The 23,131-nt window shown below is 41.8% G+C and carries 20 protein-coding genes and 2 tRNA genes; 12 read left to right on the forward strand and 10 right to left on the reverse strand.

Annotated features, from left to right (window positions below; genetic code table 11):
- Positions 1 to 58 precede the first annotated feature (58 nt).
- On the forward strand, positions 59 to 991 hold the full coding sequence (gene mdh, locus ACNORC_RS13935; RefSeq protein WP_418336278.1) for a malate dehydrogenase: 933 nt from the start codon (positions 59 to 61) through the stop codon (positions 989 to 991).
- A 231-nt stretch (positions 992 to 1,222) separates the two neighbouring features.
- Positions 1,223 to 4,201, forward strand: a complete 2,979-nt coding sequence (gene secDF, locus ACNORC_RS13940) for a protein translocase subunit SecDF (protein WP_418336279.1) — start codon at positions 1,223 to 1,225, stop codon at positions 4,199 to 4,201.
- 428 nt (positions 4,202 to 4,629) lie between these two features.
- On the opposite strand, the gene lgt is transcribed toward secDF, so the two are convergent.
- The 6 genes from lgt to ACNORC_RS13970 form a co-directional block, all read right to left on the reverse strand.
- Positions 4,630 to 5,451 carry a prolipoprotein diacylglyceryl transferase gene (gene lgt / locus ACNORC_RS13945; protein WP_418336280.1) on the reverse strand — a complete coding sequence of 274 codons (822 nt, stop codon included), beginning with the start codon at positions 5,449 to 5,451 and terminating at the stop codon, positions 4,630 to 4,632.
- 52 nt (positions 5,452 to 5,503) lie between these two features.
- Positions 5,504 to 5,749: a membrane protein insertion efficiency factor YidD gene (gene yidD, locus ACNORC_RS13950; protein WP_418336525.1), complete on the reverse strand. Its 246-nt coding sequence runs from the start codon at positions 5,747 to 5,749 to the stop codon at positions 5,504 to 5,506.
- Between the two features lie 10 nt (positions 5,750 to 5,759).
- Entirely contained in the window at positions 5,760 to 7,247 is a 1,488-nt protein-coding gene (cysS, locus tag ACNORC_RS13955) for a cysteine--tRNA ligase (RefSeq protein ID WP_418336281.1), read from the reverse strand.
- A gap of 24 nt (positions 7,248 to 7,271) precedes the next feature.
- A complete protein-coding gene (folE, locus tag ACNORC_RS13960; RefSeq protein ID WP_418336282.1) occupies positions 7,272 to 7,949 on the reverse strand; it encodes a GTP cyclohydrolase I FolE in 678 nt (225 codons plus the stop codon).
- Between the two features lie 165 nt (positions 7,950 to 8,114).
- Positions 8,115 to 9,620: an OmpP1/FadL family transporter gene (locus ACNORC_RS13965; protein ID WP_418336283.1), complete on the reverse strand. Its 1,506-nt coding sequence runs from the start codon at positions 9,618 to 9,620 to the stop codon at positions 8,115 to 8,117.
- A gap of 20 nt (positions 9,621 to 9,640) precedes the next feature.
- A complete protein-coding gene (locus ACNORC_RS13970; RefSeq protein ID WP_418336284.1) occupies positions 9,641 to 10,699 on the reverse strand; it encodes a hypothetical protein in 1,059 nt (352 codons plus the stop codon).
- Between the two features lie 99 nt (positions 10,700 to 10,798).
- On the opposite strand from ACNORC_RS13970, the gene proS reads away from it, so the two are divergent.
- The 5 genes from proS to ACNORC_RS13995 all read left to right on the forward strand — a co-directional run bounded on the left by proS (position 10,799) and on the right by ACNORC_RS13995 (position 13,939).
- Positions 10,799 to 12,277, forward strand: coding sequence for a proline--tRNA ligase (gene proS, locus ACNORC_RS13975; protein WP_418336285.1), 1,479 nt, complete (start codon positions 10,799 to 10,801; stop codon positions 12,275 to 12,277).
- Positions 12,278 to 12,353: 76 nt separating this feature from the next.
- Positions 12,354 to 12,425 (forward strand) — tRNA-Glu (locus tag ACNORC_RS13980).
- Positions 12,426 to 12,469: 44 nt separating this feature from the next.
- A tRNA-Glu gene (locus tag ACNORC_RS13985) sits at positions 12,470 to 12,541 on the forward strand.
- A gap of 30 nt (positions 12,542 to 12,571) precedes the next feature.
- Complete coding sequence (rpsT, locus tag ACNORC_RS13990; RefSeq protein WP_418336286.1) at positions 12,572 to 12,820, forward strand: 30S ribosomal protein S20; 249 nt, start codon at positions 12,572 to 12,574, stop codon at positions 12,818 to 12,820.
- A gap of 288 nt (positions 12,821 to 13,108) precedes the next feature.
- The gene (locus ACNORC_RS13995; protein WP_418336287.1) at positions 13,109 to 13,939 is read left to right on the forward strand and encodes a hypothetical protein; all 831 of its coding nucleotides are present in this window, start codon (positions 13,109 to 13,111) and stop codon (positions 13,937 to 13,939) included.
- An 80-nt stretch (positions 13,940 to 14,019) separates the two neighbouring features.
- On the opposite strand, the gene rho is transcribed toward ACNORC_RS13995, so the two are convergent.
- Positions 14,020 to 15,741 carry a transcription termination factor Rho gene (rho, locus tag ACNORC_RS14000; RefSeq protein ID WP_418336288.1) on the reverse strand — a complete coding sequence of 574 codons (1,722 nt, stop codon included), beginning with the start codon at positions 15,739 to 15,741 and terminating at the stop codon, positions 14,020 to 14,022.
- Between the two features lie 194 nt (positions 15,742 to 15,935).
- Between rho and ACNORC_RS14005 the strand changes: the two genes are divergently transcribed.
- Positions 15,936 to 16,346 (forward strand): DUF4293 domain-containing protein, encoded by a 411-nt coding sequence (locus tag ACNORC_RS14005; RefSeq protein ID WP_418336289.1) that lies wholly within the window; start codon positions 15,936 to 15,938, stop codon positions 16,344 to 16,346.
- Positions 16,347 to 16,528: 182 nt separating this feature from the next.
- Here ACNORC_RS14005 and ACNORC_RS14010 read toward each other — a convergent pair whose 3' ends face one another.
- Positions 16,529 to 17,023, reverse strand: coding sequence for a metallophosphoesterase family protein (locus tag ACNORC_RS14010; protein ID WP_418336290.1), 495 nt, complete (start codon positions 17,021 to 17,023; stop codon positions 16,529 to 16,531).
- 105 nt (positions 17,024 to 17,128) lie between these two features.
- Between ACNORC_RS14010 and truA the strand changes: the two genes are divergently transcribed.
- Both truA and ACNORC_RS14020 read left to right on the forward strand, forming a co-directional pair.
- A complete protein-coding gene (gene truA / locus ACNORC_RS14015) occupies positions 17,129 to 17,869 on the forward strand; it encodes a tRNA pseudouridine(38-40) synthase TruA (RefSeq protein WP_418336291.1) in 741 nt (246 codons plus the stop codon).
- On the forward strand, positions 17,869 to 19,641 hold the full coding sequence (locus tag ACNORC_RS14020; RefSeq protein ID WP_418336292.1) for an ABC transporter ATP-binding protein: 1,773 nt from the start codon (positions 17,869 to 17,871) through the stop codon (positions 19,639 to 19,641). The genes truA and ACNORC_RS14020 overlap by 1 nt, the downstream gene beginning before the upstream one ends.
- Here the strand turns inward: ACNORC_RS14020 and cdaA are convergent, their stop codons facing one another.
- Together cdaA and folP are read right to left on the reverse strand one after the other, a co-directional pair.
- Entirely contained in the window at positions 19,642 to 20,415 is a 774-nt protein-coding gene (gene cdaA / locus ACNORC_RS14025; protein WP_418336293.1) for a diadenylate cyclase CdaA, read from the reverse strand.
- A 37-nt stretch (positions 20,416 to 20,452) separates the two neighbouring features.
- Positions 20,453 to 21,277, reverse strand: a complete 825-nt coding sequence (gene folP / locus ACNORC_RS14030; protein ID WP_418336294.1) for a dihydropteroate synthase — start codon at positions 21,275 to 21,277, stop codon at positions 20,453 to 20,455.
- Between the two features lie 84 nt (positions 21,278 to 21,361).
- On the opposite strand from folP, the gene ACNORC_RS14035 reads away from it, so the two are divergent.
- Together ACNORC_RS14035 and ACNORC_RS14040 are read left to right on the forward strand one after the other, a co-directional pair.
- On the forward strand, positions 21,362 to 21,919 hold the full coding sequence (locus ACNORC_RS14035) for a DUF1599 domain-containing protein (RefSeq protein WP_418336295.1): 558 nt from the start codon (positions 21,362 to 21,364) through the stop codon (positions 21,917 to 21,919).
- Between the two features lie 13 nt (positions 21,920 to 21,932).
- The gene (locus ACNORC_RS14040) at positions 21,933 to 23,027 is read left to right on the forward strand and encodes a BT_3928 family protein (protein WP_418336296.1); all 1,095 of its coding nucleotides are present in this window, start codon (positions 21,933 to 21,935) and stop codon (positions 23,025 to 23,027) included.
- The last annotated feature ends 104 nt before the right edge of the window (positions 23,028 to 23,131 follow it).

The following is a 23,131-nucleotide window of genomic DNA, read 5'->3' on the forward strand; positions in this document are numbered from 1 at the left end:
TATTAAAAATCCTGCAGATTTCGTATTTTCGCAGGACTATTAATCAAACAAATTAATTATGAAAGTTACTATAGTTGGTGCCGGGGCTGTTGGAGCCAGCTGCGCTGAATACGTGGCCATTAAAAATTTCGCTTCAGAGGTTGTTCTTATTGATATTAAGGAAGACTATGCTGAAGGAAAAGCCATGGATTTGATGCAGACTGCTTCTCTAATGGGCTTCGACACCAAGATCACCGGGAGCACCAACGATTACACCAAAACAGCTAATTCAGACATCGCCGTAATAACCAGCGGTATTCCGCGTAAGCCGGGAATGACCCGTGAGGAATTGATCGGGATCAATGCAGATATCGTAAAATCTGTTGCTTCCAGTCTTATTGAGCATTCTCCTAATGTCACTATCATTGTGGTAAGTAACCCAATGGATACTATGACTTACCTGGTACATAAAACAACTAACCTTCCTAAGAACAGGATTATTGGAATGGGTGGTGCTTTAGATAGCGCCCGTTTCAAATATCGTATCAGTGAAGCTTTGGAATGTCCGGCTTCAGATGTTGACGGAATGGTTATCGGAGGCCACAGTGATACCGGTATGGTTCCGTTGGCGAGATTGGCAACCCGTAACAGTGTGCCTATTTCAGCTTTTCTTTCTGAAGAAAGAATCAGCCAGATCACTGAAGACACCAAAGTAGGAGGAGCTACCTTGACCAAAATGCTTGGTACCAGTGCATGGTATGCACCCGGTGCGGCCGTTTCTTCTTTAGTACAGGCGATCGCTTGTGATCAAAAGAAAATGTTCCCTTGTTCTGCTTTGCTTGAAGGTGAATACGGATTGAATGATCTATGTATCGGAGTGCCGGTAATTCTTGGTAAGGATGGAATCGAGAAGATCGTGGAGATCGAACTTACAGATGCTGAAAAAGCTAAGATGAAAGAAAGTTCTGAAGGCGTTTCAAAGACCAACGGACTTCTGGATCTGAAAAAATAATTACAGGGATTTTTCCCTTTTTTGAAGCTGTTCGGGAACAGGTTGAATTTCTTCGGAAATTTTTGAAAAGTTCACACTTTCTAAAATCCGGGAAAACACTATTCAGCTGTGCTCCGGAACAGCTTCTTTTTTTACTTCAAAAGTTAATTTTTTCAAAAAAAACAATTGGGATTTGATTCCTGAAAACCTATATTTGTCCGTTTTTAAAAATTGAACATAAATTAAAGAATAATGCAGAACAAGGGAATAGTCAAGGTGTTTGCAATTTTGTTTGGTTTGGTATGTATTTACCAGCTTTCTTTTACATTTATTGCCAATAATGTAGAGAAAGATGCCGAATTGTTTGCAAAGCAGCAGATCTCCGAAGATGTAGATGATTACATCACACTTCGTGACAGGGCAGAGCAACGATATCTTGACTCAATCGGTAACGATGAGGTTTTTGCCGGAATCACTTACAACACGGCAAAAGACAAAGAACTTAACAAGGGACTTGACCTTAAGGGAGGGATCAATGTGATCCTTCAGATTTCTGTTAGAGACATCCTTAAGGAACTGGCAAACAACACTAAAGACCCTGCTTTCAACCAGGCTTTAGCCAAAGCTGATGAGGCTCAGAAAAAAAGCCAGGAAAACTATGTAGACCTTTTCTTTGAGGCCTTTGATGATATTCCGGATGCCCGTTTGGCATCTCCTGATGTTTTTGCAAATAAGACCCTTAGTGACGAGATCAATTTTGAAATGGAGAATGATGAGGTGAAGCCTATCATCCGTAGAAAAATTGATGAGTCCATTACTTCGGCTTTTGAAGTACTTAGAAAGCGTATTGATAAATTCGGGGTTACTCAGCCAAACATTCAGAGGCTTGGGAATTCAGGAAGGATCCTTGTGGAGCTTCCGGGAGCTAAAGAGATCGAGCGTGTAAAAGATCTTTTACAGAGTACGGCCCAATTAGAGTTCTGGCATGTTTACAAGAGTAACGAACTTCAGGATTTCCTTGTACAGGCCAATACTGTTCTAAAAGGAATTGTTCAGCAGGAAACAGAAGAAGTGGTAGACACTACCGCTGCGGAAGAAGATGAGATCGATGCATTGTTAGAATCTGCAGATGATACTACCGAAGTTGCTCAACAAAATAATCCGTTGTTTGACCTCATGGTGCAGCCTGGTTTTCAGGGTGGACCTGTTCTGGCAACTTTCCATGTTGAGGATACTGCACAGGTACATGATTATTTGAATATGCCGCAGGTGCGTTCTTTGTTGCCTGCAGAACAGCGCTATGCAAAATTTGTTTGGGGTAAAACTGATGAAGACAGTGAAACTGCTGCTCTTTACGCCTTAAAATCTAACAGACAAGACGAGCCTCCGTTATCAGGAAGTGTGATCACTGACGCTATGCAGACTTACGACCAGGTAGGACGTGTGGCTGTAAGTATGCAAATGAATGGTAAGGGAGCTAAGATCTGGGAAGAAATGACCGGTTTTGCTTCTGAAAACCAGAGCCAGATCGCCATCGTTCTGGATAACATTGTATATTCTGCACCGGGTGTATCCAGTGGAGCTATTTCGGGAGGAAGAAGTGAGATCACGGGAGACTTTTCCATTACTGAAGGTCAGGATTTAGCAAACGTGCTTCGTGCAGGTAAGCTTCCTGCTTCAGCAGATATTATTCAGAGTGAAGTGGTTGGACCATCCCTTGGTCAGGAAGCGATCGACAGCGGAATTATGTCTTTTGGCATTGCTCTTATCCTTGTACTGCTATGGATGATCTTCTACTACGGGAAAGCTGGAATTTTCGCAGATATCGCTCTTGTAGTTAACATTTTGTTCATCTTCGGAATTCTTGCCGGTCTTGGTGCGGTGCTTACCTTACCTGGTATTGCCGGTATTGTATTGACCATTGGTATATCTGTGGATGCGAACGTACTTATCTTTGAGCGTATCCGGGAAGAGTTTGCCAAAGGTAAAATCCAGAAGGATGCCATTAGAGATGGTTTCAGCAATGCTTTGTCATCCATTCTTGATGCTAACATTACCACAGGTCTTACAGGTTTGATCCTTTTAGTTCTTGGTACCGGTCCTATTAAGGGATTTGCAACTACCTTATTGATTGGTATTGCTACCTCTTTATTCACTGCAATATTCATTACCAGGTTATTCATTGATAGCTATGGTAAAAAGGATAAAAATCTTGATTTTTCTACCAAGGTTACAAAAGGTCTATTTACTCGTATGGGGATCAATTTCCTCGGAAAGAGAAAAACATTTTATGTTGTTTCAGGGATATTTGTTCTGGTGAGTCTTGGGTCATTGTTTACTCAGGGACTAAATCAGGGAGTGGATTTTGTTGGAGGAAGAAGTTACACAGTTCGTTTTGACCAATCGGTGAATCCAACCGAGATCGAGAATGACCTGGTGGCTGAATTCGGAAGTGCTGAGGCTAAAACTTTTGGTGCCAGCAACCAGATCAAGGTAACTACTAAATACAAGGTAGATGAAGAAGGAACTGAGATCGATAATGAGATCCAGCAAAAGCTTTTCAATTCCCTTCAAAAGTACCTTCCTGAAAACACAACCTACGATGACTTTAAAGTTGGAGAAGGAGAGCGTACGATCGGGATAATGCAGACAATTAAGGTAGGACCTTCAATTGCCGATGATATCAAGCAGGCTTCTATTTGGGCTGTACTTGGTTCCCTGTTGGTGGTATTCCTCTATATCCTGTTAAGGTTTAGAAAGTACCAGTTCAGTTTGGGTGCTGTGGCTGCTTTATTCCACGATGTTCTTATCGTTCTTGGTATATTCTCTCTTACCTATAAGTTCATGCCGTTCAACATGGAGATCGACCAGGCCTTTATTGCAGCTATTCTAACAGTAGTAGGTTACTCTCTGAACGATACCGTGGTAATATTTGACCGCATTAGGGAATTCTTTAATGAGCACCCTGCATGGACTAAGAAGGATGCAATTAATGCGGCGATCAACAGTACTATTAGCCGTACTTTGAACACCTCGATGACCACACTTGTGGTACTTCTTGCAATCTTCATTTTTGGAGGTGAGAGTATAAGAGGATTTATGTTTGCACTTATTATTGGTGTAATTGTAGGTACTTATTCATCTGTCTTTATTGCGACACCAATTACCTATGACACCTTTACAAAACAAATGAAGAGGAGGAATAAGCCGGCCAAAAAGGAAGTGGCTTAATCTGAATCTCCTATATACTTTAAAAAGGCTGCCGTTTGGCAGCCTTTTTTATTGGTACTCATCAAATGGGATTGCTTTTTATTCGGAAGCCGGTAAAGAGCTTCCGTTCCCTTCAGGATAATAGAAAAGTGGATGTAGAGTGCTTCCTTCAGTTGTCTCTTTTCCTTTTAAACCCCGGCCTGAAGGTAAAAACCGGTTTATGATTTTGTTGTCATTCCTTTTCAAGGGGATTAGAAGATTTCAGCGTGATTGGACAGGTGGATCAATTCCAGTAGATTAAGACGCCGCTAGAGGGCTTAATGGGGAAATTAGATGCTGTGTCAGATGAATAGAGGAGGATTCCTTACCCGGAAAAGTATCTATTTCACTTACAGTCATAAAAAAGCCTCCCAAAAGAGGAGGCTTAAGAATGTCATTTTTGGAAGGTGTTATACCCTTGCTTTTGTTGAAGGTCTGAACATAAAATAAAACCCAGCCAGAATAAAGGGTACACTTAACCATTGTCCGGTATTAAGGACCCAGTTGACTCTTTCTCCTACCTGTGGTTCTTTTACAAATTCAACAAAGAACCTTACTGTCCACAGCAGTACAAGGAAAAGTCCGAAGATATAGCCCAGTTTATGTCTTTTTTCGGTCTTCCAGTAGGTGAACCATAAGATCAAAAAGACGATCAGGTAACAAAATGATTCGTATAGCTGCGCCGGATGCCGGGCAAAATCTTCTCCAAGTTTAGTAAAGACGACTCCGTAGTCGCTATGAGTTGGTTTTCCAATTATCTCGGAATTCATGAAATTCCCGATTCTCACAAAGATACCTCCACATGCCACAGGGATCACAATTCTGTCAAGGATCCACAGAACCGGTTTGTGAAGTACCTTTTTTGAATAAAGATACATGGCGATAATAATTCCTATTGCAGCACCGTGACTCGCCAGTCCGCGGAAACCGGTGAACTCGAATTCAGGTTCAAACCTTACAGGCAGAAAGATCTCCAGTAAGTGGTTTTGAAAATAATCCCAGTCGTAGAAGATCACATGGCCCAGGCGTGCTCCAATTAAGGTAGCCAGAACGGTATAAATGAACAGTGAGTCCAGTTTTTCGAGAGAAACTCCCTCACGCTTAAAGATGTTCTTCATCAAATACCAGCCAAGGGTAAAAGCGATGACAAACATTATACTGTAGTAGTGGATAACGAAAAATCCCAGATCGATTCCTTCGGAGGGATTCCAGTAGATCATATTAAAGAACATGAAAATAATTTATGGTTGGTGGATAAAGATACATATTTGGAGGCTTTTCGGATTATTTTTCCTTCTGAAGTTTTTCAGGAACGGGATCGTATCCGGAACCGCCCCAGGGGTTACAACTCGCAATTCGCTTTAATGACAACCAACCTCCTTTAAAGGCGCCATGCTTCCGCAGGGCTTCAAGGGTGTATTGAGAGCAGGTGGGAGTGTATCGACAGGTGGCAGGGGTGAGGGGCGAGATAAAATTCTGGTAGAATTTTACCAGCCCAATAAGCGGATATGATAACCACTTTTTTACCACCACATAAATTTTAGTTTAAAGAAAAACTGGTGCCTTCCTTGCCATCCTTTAACTGAATTCCAAGTTCTAATAGCTCATCTCTTATCTTGTCACTCAGGGCGAAATCTTTGTTCGCTCTTGCTTCTGCTCTTAATCTGATTAGCAGTTCTACAGTGCCGGCCAGTTTATTTCCTGCTTCATCATCGGCTGCTTCTGCTGTATCGACCAGACCGAGTACCTCAAAAATGAAAGCACTCATGGTACTTTTTAGTTCTGCCAGATCTTCCGCAGTAATAGATGCCTTTCCTTCATTGAGGATATTGATCTGCTTCACTGCCTCAAACAGCTGTGCGATTAGGATAGGACTGTTGAAGTCGTCGTTCATGGCGTCATAGCATTTCTGCTTCCATGCAGCTACATCAAAGTCAGATCTACTTCCTGATTCCAATTCATCCAGCAGGTGGTAAGCGTCCATCAGCCTGTTAAAGCCTTTTTCACTGGCTACTAAGGCTTCATTTGAAAAGTCGAGTATGCTTCGGTAGTGAGCCTGCAGCATAAAGAACCTGGCTACTGTGGGAGCAAAGCCTTTCTCAAGATTCGGATTATCGCCGGTGAAGATCTCGTTAGGCAGGATATTATTTCCTGTACTTTTGGCCATCTTCTTTCCGTTAAGGGTAAGCATATTGGCGTGCATCCAGTAATGAACAGGATCTTTTCCGGTAGCAGCTTCTCCCTGTGCTATCTCACACTCATGGTGTGGAAATTTAAGGTCCATTCCGCCGCCGTGGATGTCAAATTCTTCTCCCAGATATTTGGAACTCATAACAGAGCATTCAAGGTGCCAGCCCGGGAATCCATCGCTCCAGGGTGAAGGCCATCTCATAATATGCTGTGGTTCTGCCTTTTTCCAAAGGGCAAAATCCTGCGGATTCTTCTTATCGCTTTGTGCAGCGAGCTCCCTGGTATTAGGGATCATATCTTCCAGTTTCCGGCCGCTCAACCTTCCGTAGTCGTGTGTTTCGTTGAACTTAAGGACATCAAAGTAAACCGATCCATTGGCTTCGTAGGCATACCCTTTTTCCAGGATCTGCTTTATTATTTCTATCTGTTCAACGATATGACCGGTAGCGGTAGGCTCAATGCTCGGTGGCAGATTGTTGAACTTTTGAAGGATATTGTGAAAATCGACCGTGTATTTTTGAACGACCTCCATTGGTTCGATCTGTTCCAGCCGTGCTTTCTTTGCGATACGGTTTTCTCCGGAATCAGCATCGTTTTCCAGGTGTCCGGCATCAGTAATATTCCGAACATAACGAACTTTATAGCCAAGATGTTTCAGGTAGCGGAAAACAAGATCAAAAGAGATGAAGGTACGGCAGTTTCCAAGGTGAACCTTGCTGTAAACCGTAGGTCCGCAAACGTACATCCCTACGCGTCCTTCATTGATTGGTGTAAAAGTCTCTTTTTCTCCCGAAATGGAATTATAAATCTTTAATTCCTGCTGCTGGTAAAGTGCCATAAAGTGAGGTTGTACTGGAGGTTCTTAAAATTCGGTTTCTAAGTTAATATAATCAAGGAAATCTCTTCGCGCTTCCGGATCTTTAAAACGACCACCATATTCACTGGTCACCGTGCTGGATTCGATATCCCTGATTCCGCGGCTGTTAACGCACAGGTGCTTAGCGTCAATTACACAGGCCACGTCTTCAGTTCCCAGTACTTCCTGAAGTTCCTTCACGATCTGCATAGTCAGCCTCTCCTGTACCTGTGGTCTTTTTGCGTAATAATCAACAATACGGTTCATTTTTGAAAGTCCCACAACGGTACCATTGGAGATGTAGCCAACGTGAGCCTTTCCAACTATAGGTAAAAGGTGGTGCTCGCAGGTAGAATAAAGGGTAATATTCTTTTCTACCAGCATCTCGCCGTATTTATATTTATTCTGAAAAGTGGAAGCCTTAGGTTTCACTTGTGGATGAAGACCTCCAAAGATCTCATTAACAAACATTTTTGCCACCCTTTTCGGAGTGCCTTTGAGGCTATCATCAGTAAGATCTAAACCAAGAGTGTCCATGATGTTACGGACATTTTCCTGAATGATCTCGATCTTTTCAGCATCTGTTTTATCAAAGGCATCGGGACGCATGGGGGTATCAGTGTTCGGACTTACAAAAGCATCACCCATTTCGTCAATGGCCTCGTCTATATTATCTTTTTTCATTTTTGTTTTTTATGAAATATGCAATTCACAATGTTTAGGCTTGCAAAGATACATATTAAAACCCTTTTCTGATAATCAGTAACATCAGCTATTTCTATAGCATCTAAGGTAAACCAAATAAAAAAAAACAGCCCCGAGGGCTGTTCTATATAAAGTTGATGATCGTTAAATTCCGAAGCTAACAGTCAGGGTGAAATTATTGTCTGTCCTGTTGATAAAGGCACGACCTGTAAGGCCAACCTGGAATAACTGCGGATTAAAGTCCTGTTCTGAGGCATCGTAAGCTGCGTCTATTTTTACATTTCCGAAGTTGTACCCCACTCCAAGCGAGTATCCGGTAAGATCTCCAATTGTAGATCCATCACTGTACGGACTTTCTTCAAATCGATATCCACCCCTTAAACTCCAGCCAGCAAGACGATACTCTCCACCAATCCTGTAAGAAGAAGCTCCCTGCAGTTCGTTCTCCATCAGGCTATTCTGAAATGCGAATTCCGGATCTCCTTTGGGTTTAAACTTAGTGGTGGAATAGTCTTTATAGGAGTAATCGAAGCTAATAAGCGCCTGACTTCCGAAGAGATAAGCTAAACTACCAGTGTATGTGGAAGGGGTTTGTAATTTGTAATCAGGATAAACATTGATGACATTTGGGTTTACTGCAAGTACTCCGTCATTATTCACGGTTTCGATATACTCCGTAGTTTCCTCAGAAATAGTGTACCAGGTAGGAGATTCATAGGCGAGACCTGCTCTCACATTATCATTGATCTTTGCCAGTCCGCCCAGTTGAAAGCTAAAACCGCTACCCAAGGTGCTTAAGCGGTTCTCAAAATAGATCTCATTGATCCCGCTCCCGGGGTTATTATTGGTTTCGTAAAACGAAGTGAATTTGTCGTAATTAATAAAGTGGGTGTTCAGATTTATACCCAGGTACAGGTAGTCCTGAAATTGAGTGGCAAAGTTAAAAGCAAATTTGCCATTCAATCCTGTAGCGGCATAAGAGTATTCCTGGTCAAAAGTACCCGGAGCGACATTAGAACTATAGGAAGTGCTTGTAAAATCATCTGGATCATCGGCAAGAATCACCTCACTTCTAAGACCCAAAAATGCCTGTTGGGCGCCAAAGCCTTCATTTTCTCCCAGGTATGAATAAAGTTCTGAAACCGTTTCATCTTCATAAGGAACCAATAGATCCAGAGGTATTCCGTCAGCATAACCAAGAAAATACCGGTCAATAGATCTTGTGTTCCTACCCATTGCCAGGAAATCATCTTCAAAGCTCGCTGTCTTGTTATAATTGAAACCGAGAGTAAATTTCCTCCAATCGTTGTTCTCGTTACGGTTATTAAAAACCATTACAGCTCCTACCTGCCCCAGATCAAGATTCGATTCTGAGGTACTCGTAAAGCTGTTCATGAAGCTAACGTCGTTGTCTGAGTTCTCAATATTGAGAGTAATGGCCGCAGAACTATTCAGAAAAACTGCAGATCCTGCAGGGTTGATATTCAGGGAAGAAAGATCTCCACCCAAAGCCCCAAAGGCTCCACTCATAGCACGATAACGAGCTGTTCCATTCAATTCGGTGGTTGAATATTGAACAGCATCTTTTATAGTTTGAGCCTCCACAGTCATTGAAGCAATGGCTATGAAGGCAAAAAATAATTTTTTCATCTAATCCCTAATTTTTTTATTTAGTTATTTCCACCTCTTCCGCGGGTCGATCTTGAAGATCCTCCTCCACTTCTGGTTCCTGAAGATGAGGAACTAGACGAAGAACGGTATGTTCCGCCGCTTCTGGATGTAGATCTGGTTGTTCTTACACGAGATCCACTATCACTTCTACGGGAGGTGCTTCTAACGCGTTGCGCATCACGGTTGCTGGATGATCTGTTATAAACAGAGCTTCGGCGAGCAGGTGAATCTGAAGAAGATCTAACTCTGGTGGAACGTGTGCTGTAAGTACGGTCATTTGTGTTACGTGCGGCACGAATGTTTCTGGAGTTTGAATACTTCTGGATCCTGGAGATTCGAGATTGATCGTTTCTGCTATATCCCCTGTAATCGGTATAAGAATTTCTTCTACCGGTATTAAAAGCCAGGTCTCTATGACTGTACCTGTAGTAAGGATAATAATATCCTGCGGCATAAGGGTAGTATGGGTGGTAGGCGTAACCCCAGCTATTCCAGCCAAAACCAAAACCTATGTTCCATCTCCAGTTTCCATAATAGCCATAACCGTAATGGTAGGGATATCCGTAGTGACCATATCTGTAGTAAGGATAATTCCAGTATACATCATAAAATCCTATAGAATAAGGGTAGATGTAAGGATTGTAGAATGGATTGTAAAATCCGTCATTGTAAATATTAATTGAGATCTCATCGGGATCTGTTCCCCAGGCAGCGTTCCCGATCTGGTAATTCAAACCTTCTTCCTGAGAGTACTCGCCGTTGTAGTTTCCGGAAGAATAACTATCTATATCGGTAAAAATAGCGCCTTCTTCGGGCACGTTTCCAAATGCATCAGCTTTTTCAGAAAAAAGCTGTTTGTAGTAGAGAGCATTATCATAGGACTCTTCATAATCATCCCTGTAATCATTAGCACTATAGGCCTCATTGTCAGAAGAGGAGTATATCCCGTCATTATCATACCCGGCGTACTGGTACGAACTACAGGAAGCTAATAATAAAAGAGCGCTGAATCCCGATATAATGGCTCTTAAATTTAAAAGCTTGTAGTATCGTTTCATGGCCTCGATTTTATTATTGAACAAAGTTTAAAAATAGTTAGTTTTGCCCTAACTTTAATTTATTTAACAAGGTACAACATTTGTGCCAAAAGAAAGTAGATGGCAAAGAACTTAACAACCCGAAAAGAGGATTATTCCAAGTGGTATAACGAGCTGGTAGTCAAAGCAGATCTGGCAGAAAATTCAGCGGTTAGAGGCTGTATGGTCATTAAACCTTACGGCTATGCAATATGGGAAAAAATGCAGGCTCAGTTGGATAAAATGTTCAAGGAAACAGGACATCAAAATGCTTATTTTCCACTTTTTGTTCCCAAAAGCCTTTTCGAAGCTGAAGAAAAGAATGCCGAGGGTTTTGCTAAGGAATGTGCCATCGTGACTCACTACCGACTAAAGAACGATCCTGATAATGCAGGAAAGTTGATCGTGGATCCTGAAGCTAAACTGGAAGAGGAACTGGTGGTGAGGCCAACTTCAGAAGCTATTATCTGGAACACCTATAAAGGCTGGATCCAATCCTACCGCGACCTTCCTATCCTTGTGAACCAATGGGCAAACGTGGTGAGATGGGAGATGAGAACACGTCTGTTCCTTAGAACTGCTGAATTCCTTTGGCAGGAAGGGCATACAGCACATGCTACCAAAAAGGAAGCGCTGGCCGAAACTGAACAGATGAATAATATCTATGCCGAATTTGCCGAAACCTTTATGGCAATGCCGGTAATAAAAGGAAGAAAGACAGAGAGCGAACGTTTTGCCGGGGCTGAAGATACCTATTGTATTGAAGCCATGATGCAGGACGGGAAAGCCTTGCAGGCCGGAACATCCCACTTTTTGGGGCAGAATTTTGCCAAGGCTTTTGATGTTAAGTTTGCCAGTAAAGAAGGAAATCTGGAACATGTTTGGGCTACTTCATGGGGAGTTTCAACACGTTTAATGGGAGCCTTGATTATGACGCACAGTGATGATAATGGATTGGTGCTTCCTCCAAATCTTGCGCCTATTCAGGTTGTGATCGTGCCTATTTACAAAGGAGAAGAACAACTCAACCAGATCTCTGAAGTTGCCAACAAACTGGCTGCAGATCTTAGAGCAGCTGGAATATCAGTGAAATATGATGACCGCGACACCCAAAAGCCGGGTTGGAAGTTTGCGCAATACGAGTTGCAGGGAGTGCCGGTGAGAATAGCCATTGGTCCAAAAGATCTAGAAAAAGGATCAGTAGAACTTGCAAGAAGAGATACGCTCAAGAAAGAATTTGTTTCCCAGGCAGATGTTAAGGAAAAAGTGATCGGGCTAATGACCGAGATCCAGGAGAACCTTTATCAGAGAGCACTTAGCTTCAGAAATGACCATATAACGTCTGTAGATACCTTTGAGGAATTCAAGAAGGTGGTCAAAGAAAAGGGAGGATTTATTTCAGCTCACTGGGACGGAACAGCAGAGACTGAAGCTAAGATAAAAGAGCTTACAAAAGCTACTATAAGATTGATTCCTTTTAGAGCAGAGAAAGAGGAGGGAAGCTGTGTGTTTACTGGAAAACCTTCGGCTCAAAGAGTGCTTTTCGCGAAGGCCTATTAAAATTTCAAAAAAAATTCGCCAACATTTGCGGCATTGAAAAATAGTTGTATTTTTGCATCCGCATTTGAAAATAAATGGTCCGTTCGTCTAGGGGTTAGGACGCCAGGTTTTCATCCTGGTAACAGGGGTTCGATTCCCCTACGGACTACGAAAGGTTTGCAAGTCGTGTAAACCATCTTTGAAATAAATTTTGGTCCGTTCGTCTAGGGGTTAGGACGCCAGGTTTTCATCCTGGTAACAGGGGTTCGATTCCCCTACGGACTACTATAAAAGAATTAATTTAATATTAGTGTAATGGCAAATCATAAGTCAGCGTTGAAGAGAATCCGTAGCAATGAGACTAAGCGTCTTAGAAATCGCTACCAGCATAAAACTACCAGGAACGCGATCAAAAAATTGCGTGAGGCTGATAAGCAGGAGGCAGAGACTTTATTTCCTACAGTAGTTTCTATGATCGATAAGCTTGCAAAACGCAACATTATTCATGATAATAAAGCCGCTAACCTGAAATCTGAGTTGGCAAAGCATATCGCTGCGCTTTAATTAGAAATAGTGTTCAATTTATACGGATGCCCCTCGTTTAGGACGAGGGGCATTTTTGTTTTTTTTTATTTGGATGGGTGAGCTTTCTGCGTTTTAGATTTTGTTAAAAAATTTTAAACTGCTGGAGCTTCTGTCTGATTTTTATTATATTAAATGCATTCGGGAAATTAATTTTTTCTTACCCTACATTTCCCAGGCCCTCCCACATAATTTTTAATTGTTCCAATTTGTGCAGTTCTGTACCTGCTTTGTTGTGGAAAATATTTTACTAACCAAAAATTTTCCATTATGAGAAATTTTAAGCTAAACTTTAAAAAAGTTTTTATAGTTCTACTGAGCTTTGGTCTGATGAACCTTATTACCTCTTGTGAAAAGGAGGGTTTGACAGAAGATGATTTTAATACTCTGGATGCGCGAGTTGAAAAAGAAAAAGCACCTAAATCCAACGAAGGATTTAAGGCTTTTCATGAAGGCTTTGAAGGAAAAATTAGAGCCTGGGTTGATAATTCAGTTTCTGGTCCAATGGGCTGGTGCGGTACGATTGAACAAAAACGTGGAAGTGATGGATTGCAGGCTTCTTCGGGGAATTCGTATGCTCTTTTAATGCATGGTGGTTGTAATGACTACTATTCATCAGGTTTTCCAGACGGTAGTGGACCCGCAACTTTTGATCCTTCCCTTTGGAGTACAACTTGGCCGCAACATGGGTTTATGCAGCAATTAGATATTTATTTAGATCCTCAAGAGTTCGAAGAGGGCTTAGCCTTTACTTATTTAAATTCACTTCATTATCCTGCCCTTGCATACCCATTTATTTATGTGGGATTTGATGTTGAAATGAGCGAAGGCACCCTATATGTTGGTGAGGAGGAAGTGAATACTGCTGGATGGTATACTTTCAAGTATACTTTCACAAGTAATGAAGAGGGCTATGCGGTTGCAGTCTTCGAACTTCTTGATCAGATGGGGGTAGTTCTGGAATCCAGTTCTCAAACTCTTGATGTAATGGCAAGTGAACTAGGAAGTGGTTATGTCTGGTTTGAAAGTATTCAAGAAGGAGTGAAACTTCCAATTGATGAACATTATCTGAGCCCGGCCAATAGTTCGAACGCTCATTAGAAATACGATAGAGAATTAAGAGCATAAAAAAATCCGGTACTCGAAAGAGCACCGGATTTTGTCATATTTGGAGGGTATCCTTATCCGTTCATGGAAATAAGGAACTCTTCATTATTTCTGCTTTGTTTGATTCTGTCGTTAATGAATTCCATCGCCTCAACAGGATTCATGTCGGCAAGGTATTTACGCATTACCCACATTCTTTGAAGGGTGCTTTCATCAAGAAGAATATCATCGCGTCTGGTACTGGAAGAAGTAAGGTCAATAGCAGGGAAGATTCGTCTGTTAGCGATCTTTCTGTCTAACTGAAGCTCCATGTTACCGGTTCCTTTGAATTCCTCAAAGATCACCTCGTCCATTTTAGATCCTGTTTCGGTAAGAGCGGTTGCAATGATCGACAATGATCCGCCTCCTTCAATATTCCTGGCAGCTCCAAAGAATCTTTTCGGCTTGTGCAGGGCATTTGCGTCAACACCACCGCTCAATACTTTACCACTGGCCGGTTGAACGGTGTTGTAGGCTCTCGCCAAACGGGTAATGGAATCGAGAAGGATCACCACATCGTGTCCACATTCCACCATTCTTTTGGCTTTTTCCAATACGATATTTGCTACCCGAACGTGTTCGTGAGCTTCTTTGTCAAAGGTTGAAGCAATTACTTCACCGCGCACATTTCGTTGCATATCGGTCACCTCTTCAGGACGCTCATCGATCAATAGGATGATCTGGTACACCTCAGGGTGATTGGCGGCAATCGCATTGGCAATATCTTTAAGCAACATGGTTTTTCCCGTTTTTGGCTGGGAAACGATCATTCCTCTCTGTCCTTTTCCAATAGGAGAGAACAGGTCAATGATCCTGGTCGAAACAGTGCTTTGTCTTTCGGCAATATTGAATTTTTCCTGCGGGAAAAGTGGCGTAAGGTGTTCAAATGAAACCCTGTCTCTCACTACCTGCGGGTCAAGTCCATTGATCTTATTGATCTTAATTAGAGGGAAGTATTTTTCTCCTTCTTTTGGAGGTCGTACCTGTCCCAGAACAGTGTCTCCAGTCTTTAATCCGAATAATCTTATCTGTGATTGAGATACATAGATATCATCGGGAGAAGAAAGGTACATATAGTCAGATGAACGCAAAAATCCGTAGCCGTCCTGCATGATATCCAAAACCCCTTCGCTTTCAATGATCGCATCAAATTCGTAATCGGGTTCTTTATATCTATTGCGGTTATCACGGTTGCCCGTATCGCGGTTGGAATTTCCGTTATCCCTGTTATTGCTTTTTTGATTTTGGTTCTGATTTCCGGAATTGGAGTTGTCTTTTGAACGGTTCTCTTTGCGGGAATCTTTTTGATGACTTCTACCTGAGCTCTCTTTTTGAGAATGTTGCTTTTTGGAGTGATCTTCTTTTTTAGAAGGATGATCACTTCTTTTGTCAGAGGTATCTTTCCCTTTTGAAGAATCCTGTTTTGCCTGATGGGATTCCTGAGGTCTGTTTTCCTTCTTTTCTTCCTTTTTTTCTGAAGAAGTATCCTGTGGAGGTCTGGCGTTGTCGCTGTCTTTCCTGGTTCTCGGCTTTCGTTGCTTCTTGGCAGAGGTAGATTTTTGATCTTCTGAAGATGCTTTTTTGTCATCGTCAGATAGAACTTCCTGTACTTTTTTAGGATTTGCAGCCTGATAGTCAAGGATCTGATATACCAAATCCAGTTTCTTCTGGGTTCTGTATTTAGGAACCCTTAAGGTTTTGGCTATTTCCTGAAGTTCAGGCAGCTTCTTAGCCTTTAATTCTGAAATTTCAAACATGAATGTTGTAGAATAAAAATTTGTCTTTGGTTTGATTAAGCTTCTCGAGGAAGAATCGAAAAAAAAATCTGGAGTCTAAGTAACCTTTGTTGAATTGGTTACGTAATGATACTGCAATTATACGACATTATTTTAATATTTTAAATATGGTTTCTAAAAAGAATCTTTTATTTTTGTGCCTCGATTAAAGAGAAATGCTTCAAAGAATACAAACGATCTACTTATTGTTAGCGGCTTTAACCAGCGCCGGATTGATTTTTGTTTTTAGCCTTTGGACAGGAGAAGCGGGAGAAGTAGTGTATGCTGAAGACATACTTTTAGTGTTCGGTCTTTTTTTACTTTCCGCAGCCATTTCTTTGATCACTATATTTTTGTTTAAAAACCGAAAGCTTCAGTTCGTGCTGGGGCGACTCAATATCTTATTAAACTTAATTTTACTAGGATTATTTGTCTATTGGTCCCTAAACATATCTGGAGAGAGTAACATCTCTGAGAAAGGTATTGGGATGCTGATTCCGGTTCTTTCTATCGTTTTTTTAGTGCTGGCCAACAAGGCCATAAAAAAGGATGAAGATCTCGTAAAATCTGTGGATCGATTGCGATAAACCTTTTATCTTAGTAGTATTAGTGCGTAAAAACCCGGAGTGAAAGCTTCGGGTTTTTTTGTGTCTCTGCGGAAGGGGTCTCAAAAATGACTTTTTTGGAAGGATCTCAAAATGAATTTTTTTGAAAGGTTTTAAAAGGTATTCAAAAATGACATTTTTGAATGACCACTGACCATTGGCCACTATTTCTTCCCCAGTTCAATTACTTCCAGGTCCTTTATGTCCTTTCCTTCAATAGTGAATCTTAGCATGGTTCGTACCTGGTGGAAGCCCTGCTTTCCTGCTGCTCCCGGGTTCATGTGCAGCAGGTTGAGTTTTTTATCGTTCATCACCTTCAGTATATGGGAATGTCCGCTAATAAATAACTTCGGAGGATCCTTCTTTATCTCTTCTTTCACTGCCGGAGAATATCTTCCGGGGTACCCGCCAATATGGGTGATCCATACATCTACTTCTTCACACATGAACCGCTGGTTTAATGGAAACTCCTTTCTGATCTCACTTCCGTCAATATTTCCAAAAACGGCTTTTAGTGGTCTTATTTCTTTCAGGGAATCGCTTACAGCTGTGGTGCCTATGTCTCCGGCATGCCAAATCTCGTCAGCGGCTTCGGCGTATTTTTTAATTCTTTCATCAAAGTATCCGTGGGTGTCGCTAAGTAGAAGAATTTTTTTCATCAGGAAATTTTATGCAGGCATTAACAAACAGGAGAGCCTGAGTAATGGGCAGTTGTAGATATTGGATTATCTTTGTGTCTTTAACGGTAAAAGTAAAGATTTAGATTGAGAAATTTTTTGGAGCTGGCGTACTTTGGAAAGGCATACCACGGCTGGCAAAGGCAACCTAATGCAGTTTCTGTGCAGGAGGTGGTCGAGCAGGCGTTGCAAACACTGCTTCAGGAAAATTTGGAGATCACAGGTGCCGGAAGGACTGACGCGGGAGTACATGCCAAACAATTGTATGCTCATTTTGATACTTCCAAACCCTTAGGTAAAAATTTCCTTTTTAGAGTCAATGCCTTGTTGCCAAAAGATATCGCTTTAGTTTCCGTTAGAGAAGTAACTCCAGAAGCACATGCGCGTTTTGATGCAGTTTCCAGGAGCTATGAATATCATATCGTGAAAGAAAAAGACGTTTTCTCTATAGATACGGCTTATTGGGTGAAGAAAGAATTACGGGTGGACGAAATGAACAGGGCAGCAAAAATATTATTAGAGTATAAGGACTTTAAATGTTTTTCGAGGTCACGTACAGATGTGAAAACCTATAACTGTTCTATAGAACATGCTTTTTGGGAAACCACCAATTCCGGACTGGTCTTTCACATTAAAGCAGACAGATTCCTTCGGAATATGGTAAGGGCAATTGTAGGTACCATGCTGGAAATTGGTCAGGGTAAAATGGAGGCTGAGAACATGCACGAAATCATCCGCAGTGGTAATAGGAGTGAAGCCGGAGCGTCTGTACCAGCGCACGGATTGTTTTTAACAAGGATCGAGTATCCACAAACTATATTTATTTAATGGCGGCATCTTCGGGAAACGCATTTGATTTTAAACTTTTTAAAAGGCTGCTGGAATATACACAGGCCTATAAGTGGACCTTTTATTTTGTAGGTATCGCTGCTGTGCTGTTGTCATTCTTTGCTGTTCTGCGTCCCTATCTATTACAGATCACCATTGATAATTCGATCGTTCCGCAGGACAATGATCAACTGTTGTTCTACATAGGGCTGATGGCCGGAGTCCTTCTGCTGGAAGTCATTTTTCAATTCTGTTTCATCTATTTCGCCAACTGGTTGGGCCAGGAAGTGATAAGGGATCTTAGGGTGAATCTTTTTGAGCACATGCTGGAATTCAAAATGAAGTATTTTGATAATTCCGCAGTAGGAAGATTGGTGACCCGTGCCGTTAGTGATATCGAGACCATTGCCAGTATTTTTAGTCAGGGACTTTTCATGATCATCAGTGACCTTTTAAAAATGCTGGTGGTACTGGGTTTTATGTTCTATCAAAGCTGGAAATTGACTTTACTGGTGCTCCTCGTTTTGCCATTCATTCTATATGCTACCAGGATATTTCAGAAAAAGATGAAGGCTGCATTTGAGGAAGTCCGTACTCAAGTGGCCAACCTGAATACCTTTGTGCAGGAGCGAATAACGGGGATGAAGATCGTACAGCTTTTTACCCGTGAAGAAAAGGAATACGAAAGGTTTAAAGAGATCAATGATAAGCACCGCAAAGGCTGGATCAAGACCGTGTGGTATAACTCCATTTTCTTTCCCATCGCTGAAATGTCCACTTCTATTACCATTGGTTTGATCGTTTGGTATGGAGGGCTGCGTGTTATGGCTGAAAGTGAAGCTATCACCCTGGGGGTAATTGTCGCTTTTATCGAATTAAGCCAAATGTTGTTCCGTCCCCTGCGTCAAATAGCTGATAAGTTCAATACCCTGCAGATGGGAATGGTAGCAGCAAACCGCGTTTTTGGCATTTTAGACACCCAGGCGTCCATTGCCGATAATGGAACTATACAGATCGATCACCTCAAAGGAGAGATTGAATTCAAAAAAGTTCATTTCGGATACATTGAAGGAGAGGAAGTATTAAAGGGAATTTCGTTTAAAGCCGAGGCAGGCCAGACTGTTGCTATTGTTGGAGCTACGGGTGCCGGAAAGTCTACCATTATTAATCTGCTGAACCGTTCCTATGAGATCAACGGCGGAAATATCCTGGTAGATGGCATCGATGTGAAGGATATTACCCTGAAATCACTTAGAGCACAGATAGCAATTGTATTACAGGATGTTTTCCTTTTTGCTGATACCATTCTGAATAATATTACCCTTAATCACCCTGAAATAACCAAAGAAACCGTTATCCAGGCGGCTAAAGATATCGGGGTGCACGAGTTCATATCAAGCCTTCCTGGAGGTTACGATTATAATGTGAAAGAAAGAGGAGTAATGTTGTCTTCAGGACAAAGGCAATTAATTGCATTTTTAAGAGCTTACGTCAGTAATCCAAGTATACTTGTGCTGGATGAGGCGACTTCTTCCGTAGATTCATATAGCGAACAACTCATTCAGGATGCTACTTTGAAAATTACCGAAGGCCGTACTTCCATTGTGATCGCCCATCGTTTGGCAACCGTCAAAAAAGCAGATAAAATCCTGGTAATGGACGCCGGAGAGATCGTTGAGACCGGGACTCATTCCGAGCTGTTACAAAAAGAGAATGGGTACTATAAAAATCTTTACGAGGTGCAGTTCATGCAGGAGGAAGAAACCTTATGATCAAACAAGATCAGCTCTTAGCTTATCAATAAGATCTTCTTTGCCGTTGAACATGATGAATTCCCCGTCTTTTATATAAGAGATTTGTCCCGTTTCTTCACTGACAACCAGGGCCAGCGCATCAGTCTTTTCGGTTATTCCCACAGCTGCACGGTGCCGAAGGCCAAATCGTAATGGGATAGTACGGTCATTAGAAACCGGCAGCACAACACGGGTTGCAGTTATATAGTTGTCTTCAATGATCATGGCACCATCGTGAAGGATCGAATTCTTATAAAAAATAGATTCAATAATAGGCTGGTTCACCAGGATCTTCATGGTGTCTCCGGAATTTTTTACAAAATCAAGACTGGTGCTTTTTTGAATAACAATAAGAGCTCCGGTATTTGTCTTTCCCATATTCTCACATGCTCTCACGATCGCTTCCACGTCGTTCGGAGTGTCGAGATCATCTTTGATCAATTTCAGGGTTTGCAGAAATCTTCTTCGGCGAGCAAAGTTTGTAGAGCCAATCATCAAAAGGAACTTTCTTATCTCCTGCTGAAAAACCACGATCAGGGCGAACATTCCAACTCCAATAAATTCGCCCAGCACACTGCTCAGCATTTCCATCTGGAGCAGCTGCGTAAGTTTCCAAACAAAATAAATAATGACGATCCCGATAAAAATATTTACCGCAACCGTGCCTTTTACCAGTTTATAGAGGTAGTAAAGGAGGGCTGCAATAAGAACAATATCAACAATATCGAGGATTCGTAGGTCTAGAAAGTCCAAAGTGTTTTTGCTTTTAGGTAAATGTAAAAAATTTAAGCTAGTAATCGAGCTGCGCCGTCAATTTCACACATTCCACCGCTTCCTTTACGTCATGAACCCGTAAAATATGAGCTCCTTTTAACAGGCTAACGGTGTTAAGGACCGTTGTGCCGTTCAAAGCTTCATCGGGAGTTGTATTCAAGGTCTTATAAATGAGCGATTTTCTGGAGATACCGGAAAGTACGGGTAGATTCAGGCTTTTAAACAGTTCCAGGTGCTTCAATAGTTCGAAATTCTGAGAAATGTTCTTTGAAAAGCCAAATCCGGGGTCAATGATAAGGTCGTTGATGCCATGCGCCCTTGCTTCCGCTATCTTTTCCGAAAAGTAGAAAAGGATATCGCCGGTAAGATCCTTGTATTCATTCAGCTCTTTCATGTTCTGCGGAGTGCCCCTCATATGCATCATGATGTAGGGAACCTGCAGCTCTGCAATGGTTTTCATCATGTTACTGTCTAAAGATCCTGCGGAAATATCATTAATGATAGCCGCACCTTCCTGCACGCATTCCCGTGCCACTTTACTGCGGAAGGTGTCAATGGAGAGTAACACATCGGGAAACTCTTTTACCAGCGCCCTTACCACCGGAAGGATCCTGGTGAGCTCTTCCTCTTCTGAAATATCAACCGCACCGGGTCGGCTACTGTAGGCCCCGGCATCGATAAAAGTGGCTCCTTCTTCCAGCATTTTGGCCGTATGATCTATGTATTCGCTTAGAGTTCGTTTGCGGCCGCCGTCATAGAAAGAATCGGGAGTGATATTGAGAATTCCCATTACACGGGCAGTGCTGAAGTCTATGAGTTTTCCTTTACAGTTGATAAACATAAAAAAAAGTGGATTTTTAACAGGAAAAGTTAACTTTGATGAATAGATTAATTTCAGCGAAATTTACGCAAATTACTCAAGTGTATGAAGGATACGTCCAGCCAATATGATGCGGTGGTGAAGGAATGCCGCAGTCTTTTCATAAAAAAAATGCAGGATTACGGGTGTGCGTGGCGAATTCTACGCCTGCCGTCACTTACAGATCAGATCTTTATTAAAGCCCAACGCATAAGAGGACTTCAGGAAAATGAAGTGCGAAAAGTAGATGAAGGAGAAGTACCTGAATTTATCGGTATTATCAATTACTCGGTTATGGCGCTCATTCAGCTGAAAAAAGGAGTGGCGGCGCAACCTGATCTTTCCACAGAAGAAGTAGCAGATCTTTACGATCAGGTGATCAGCGAGACCAAAAAACTGATGGAGGATAAGAACCATGACTACGGTGAGGCGTGGCGGGATATGAGAGTGAGTTCTCTTACAGATCTAATCCTTCAGAAGTTATTACGTATAAAGACCATTGAGAATAACAAAGGCAAAACCCTGGTGAGTGAAGGGATAAGTGCGAACTATGAAGATATGATCAATTATGCCATTTTTGCCCTGATACATATAAACGAAAACAGCGAATCAAGTAGATCATAACCCAATTAGCAGCATGAAAATTCTAGTCAGTATTGCCCGATGGATCGTAGGATTACTTTTTATTTTTTCCGGTTTTGTCAAATTGAATGACCCTATCGGGTTCTCCTTTAAACTGGAAGAATACTTTAGTCCATCTGTACTGGACCTTGAATTTTTGGCTCCTTTTGCATTGGTCATTGCAGTATTACTGGTTGTTTTTGAGTTAGTACTGGGAATAATGTTGCTTATAGGTTATCTCCCCAAGTTCACGACCTGGGCCTTACTGTTAATGATCATCTTTTTCACTTTTCTCACCTTTTATTCGGCATACTACAATAAAGTGACAGATTGTGGGTGTTTTGGAGATGCCATTCCGCTTACTCCCTGGGAATCCTTTTATAAAGATGTCATTCTGTTCGTTTTGATCCTTATTCTGTTCTTTAACAGGCAATACATAACTCCTTATTTCGCAAAGACCTCTCACAGGTGGATCGTTTTCCTTTCATTTATGCTCTGCTTTATCTTTGCTTACTATGTGTTAATGCATTTACCGGTGTTTGATTTCCGGGCATATAAGGAAGGGGTGAATATTTCTGAAGGGATGAGCGTTCCCGAGGGAGCACCGGAAGCTATTTATGATTACAACTGGAAGTTTATTTCTAATGGCGAGGAAAAGATCGTCACTACTTCCGGAGCCTATCCAACTGTGGAAGGGGAATTTGTGGGAGTGGAAACCGAACTTGTTCAGGAAGGATATACTCCGCCCATTCATGATTTTACCATCGAAAAAGATGGAGAAGATCATTTACAGGAGATCCTGCAGGAAGATAAGGTACTTCTGGTGATCGCTTATAGCCTCCGCCGAAGTGAAGCTGAAGGAATGGAGAAACTGGCACCAGTGATCGAGCGGGCACGCGAGAATGGGTATCGGGTTATCGGACTGTCAGCTTCGGGAAATGAGTTAAAGTCCAGGCTCGATAAAAAGTACGACCTTGGATTAGAGTGGTATTTTAGTGATGAAACTGCTTTAAAGACCATCATCCGCAGTAATCCAGGTCTGGTTACCCTGCGCAAGGGTACTATTATGGAAAAGCGTCACTGGAGTGATGCTGAAAAACTGAATTTTTAGACAGATTCCACCAACTTCCTTAGAATTTCAGGGGCTTTTATGTAAAAAGGCCTCATAGTTTCTGCCGTCTCATTATCTTTGTTGGGAAGGAAAAAACAGCGGTA

The sequence above is a fragment of the Salinimicrobium soli genome, from assembly GCF_048323655.1.
Taxonomy (GTDB): Bacteria; Bacteroidota; Bacteroidia; order Flavobacteriales; family Flavobacteriaceae; genus Salinimicrobium; species Salinimicrobium soli.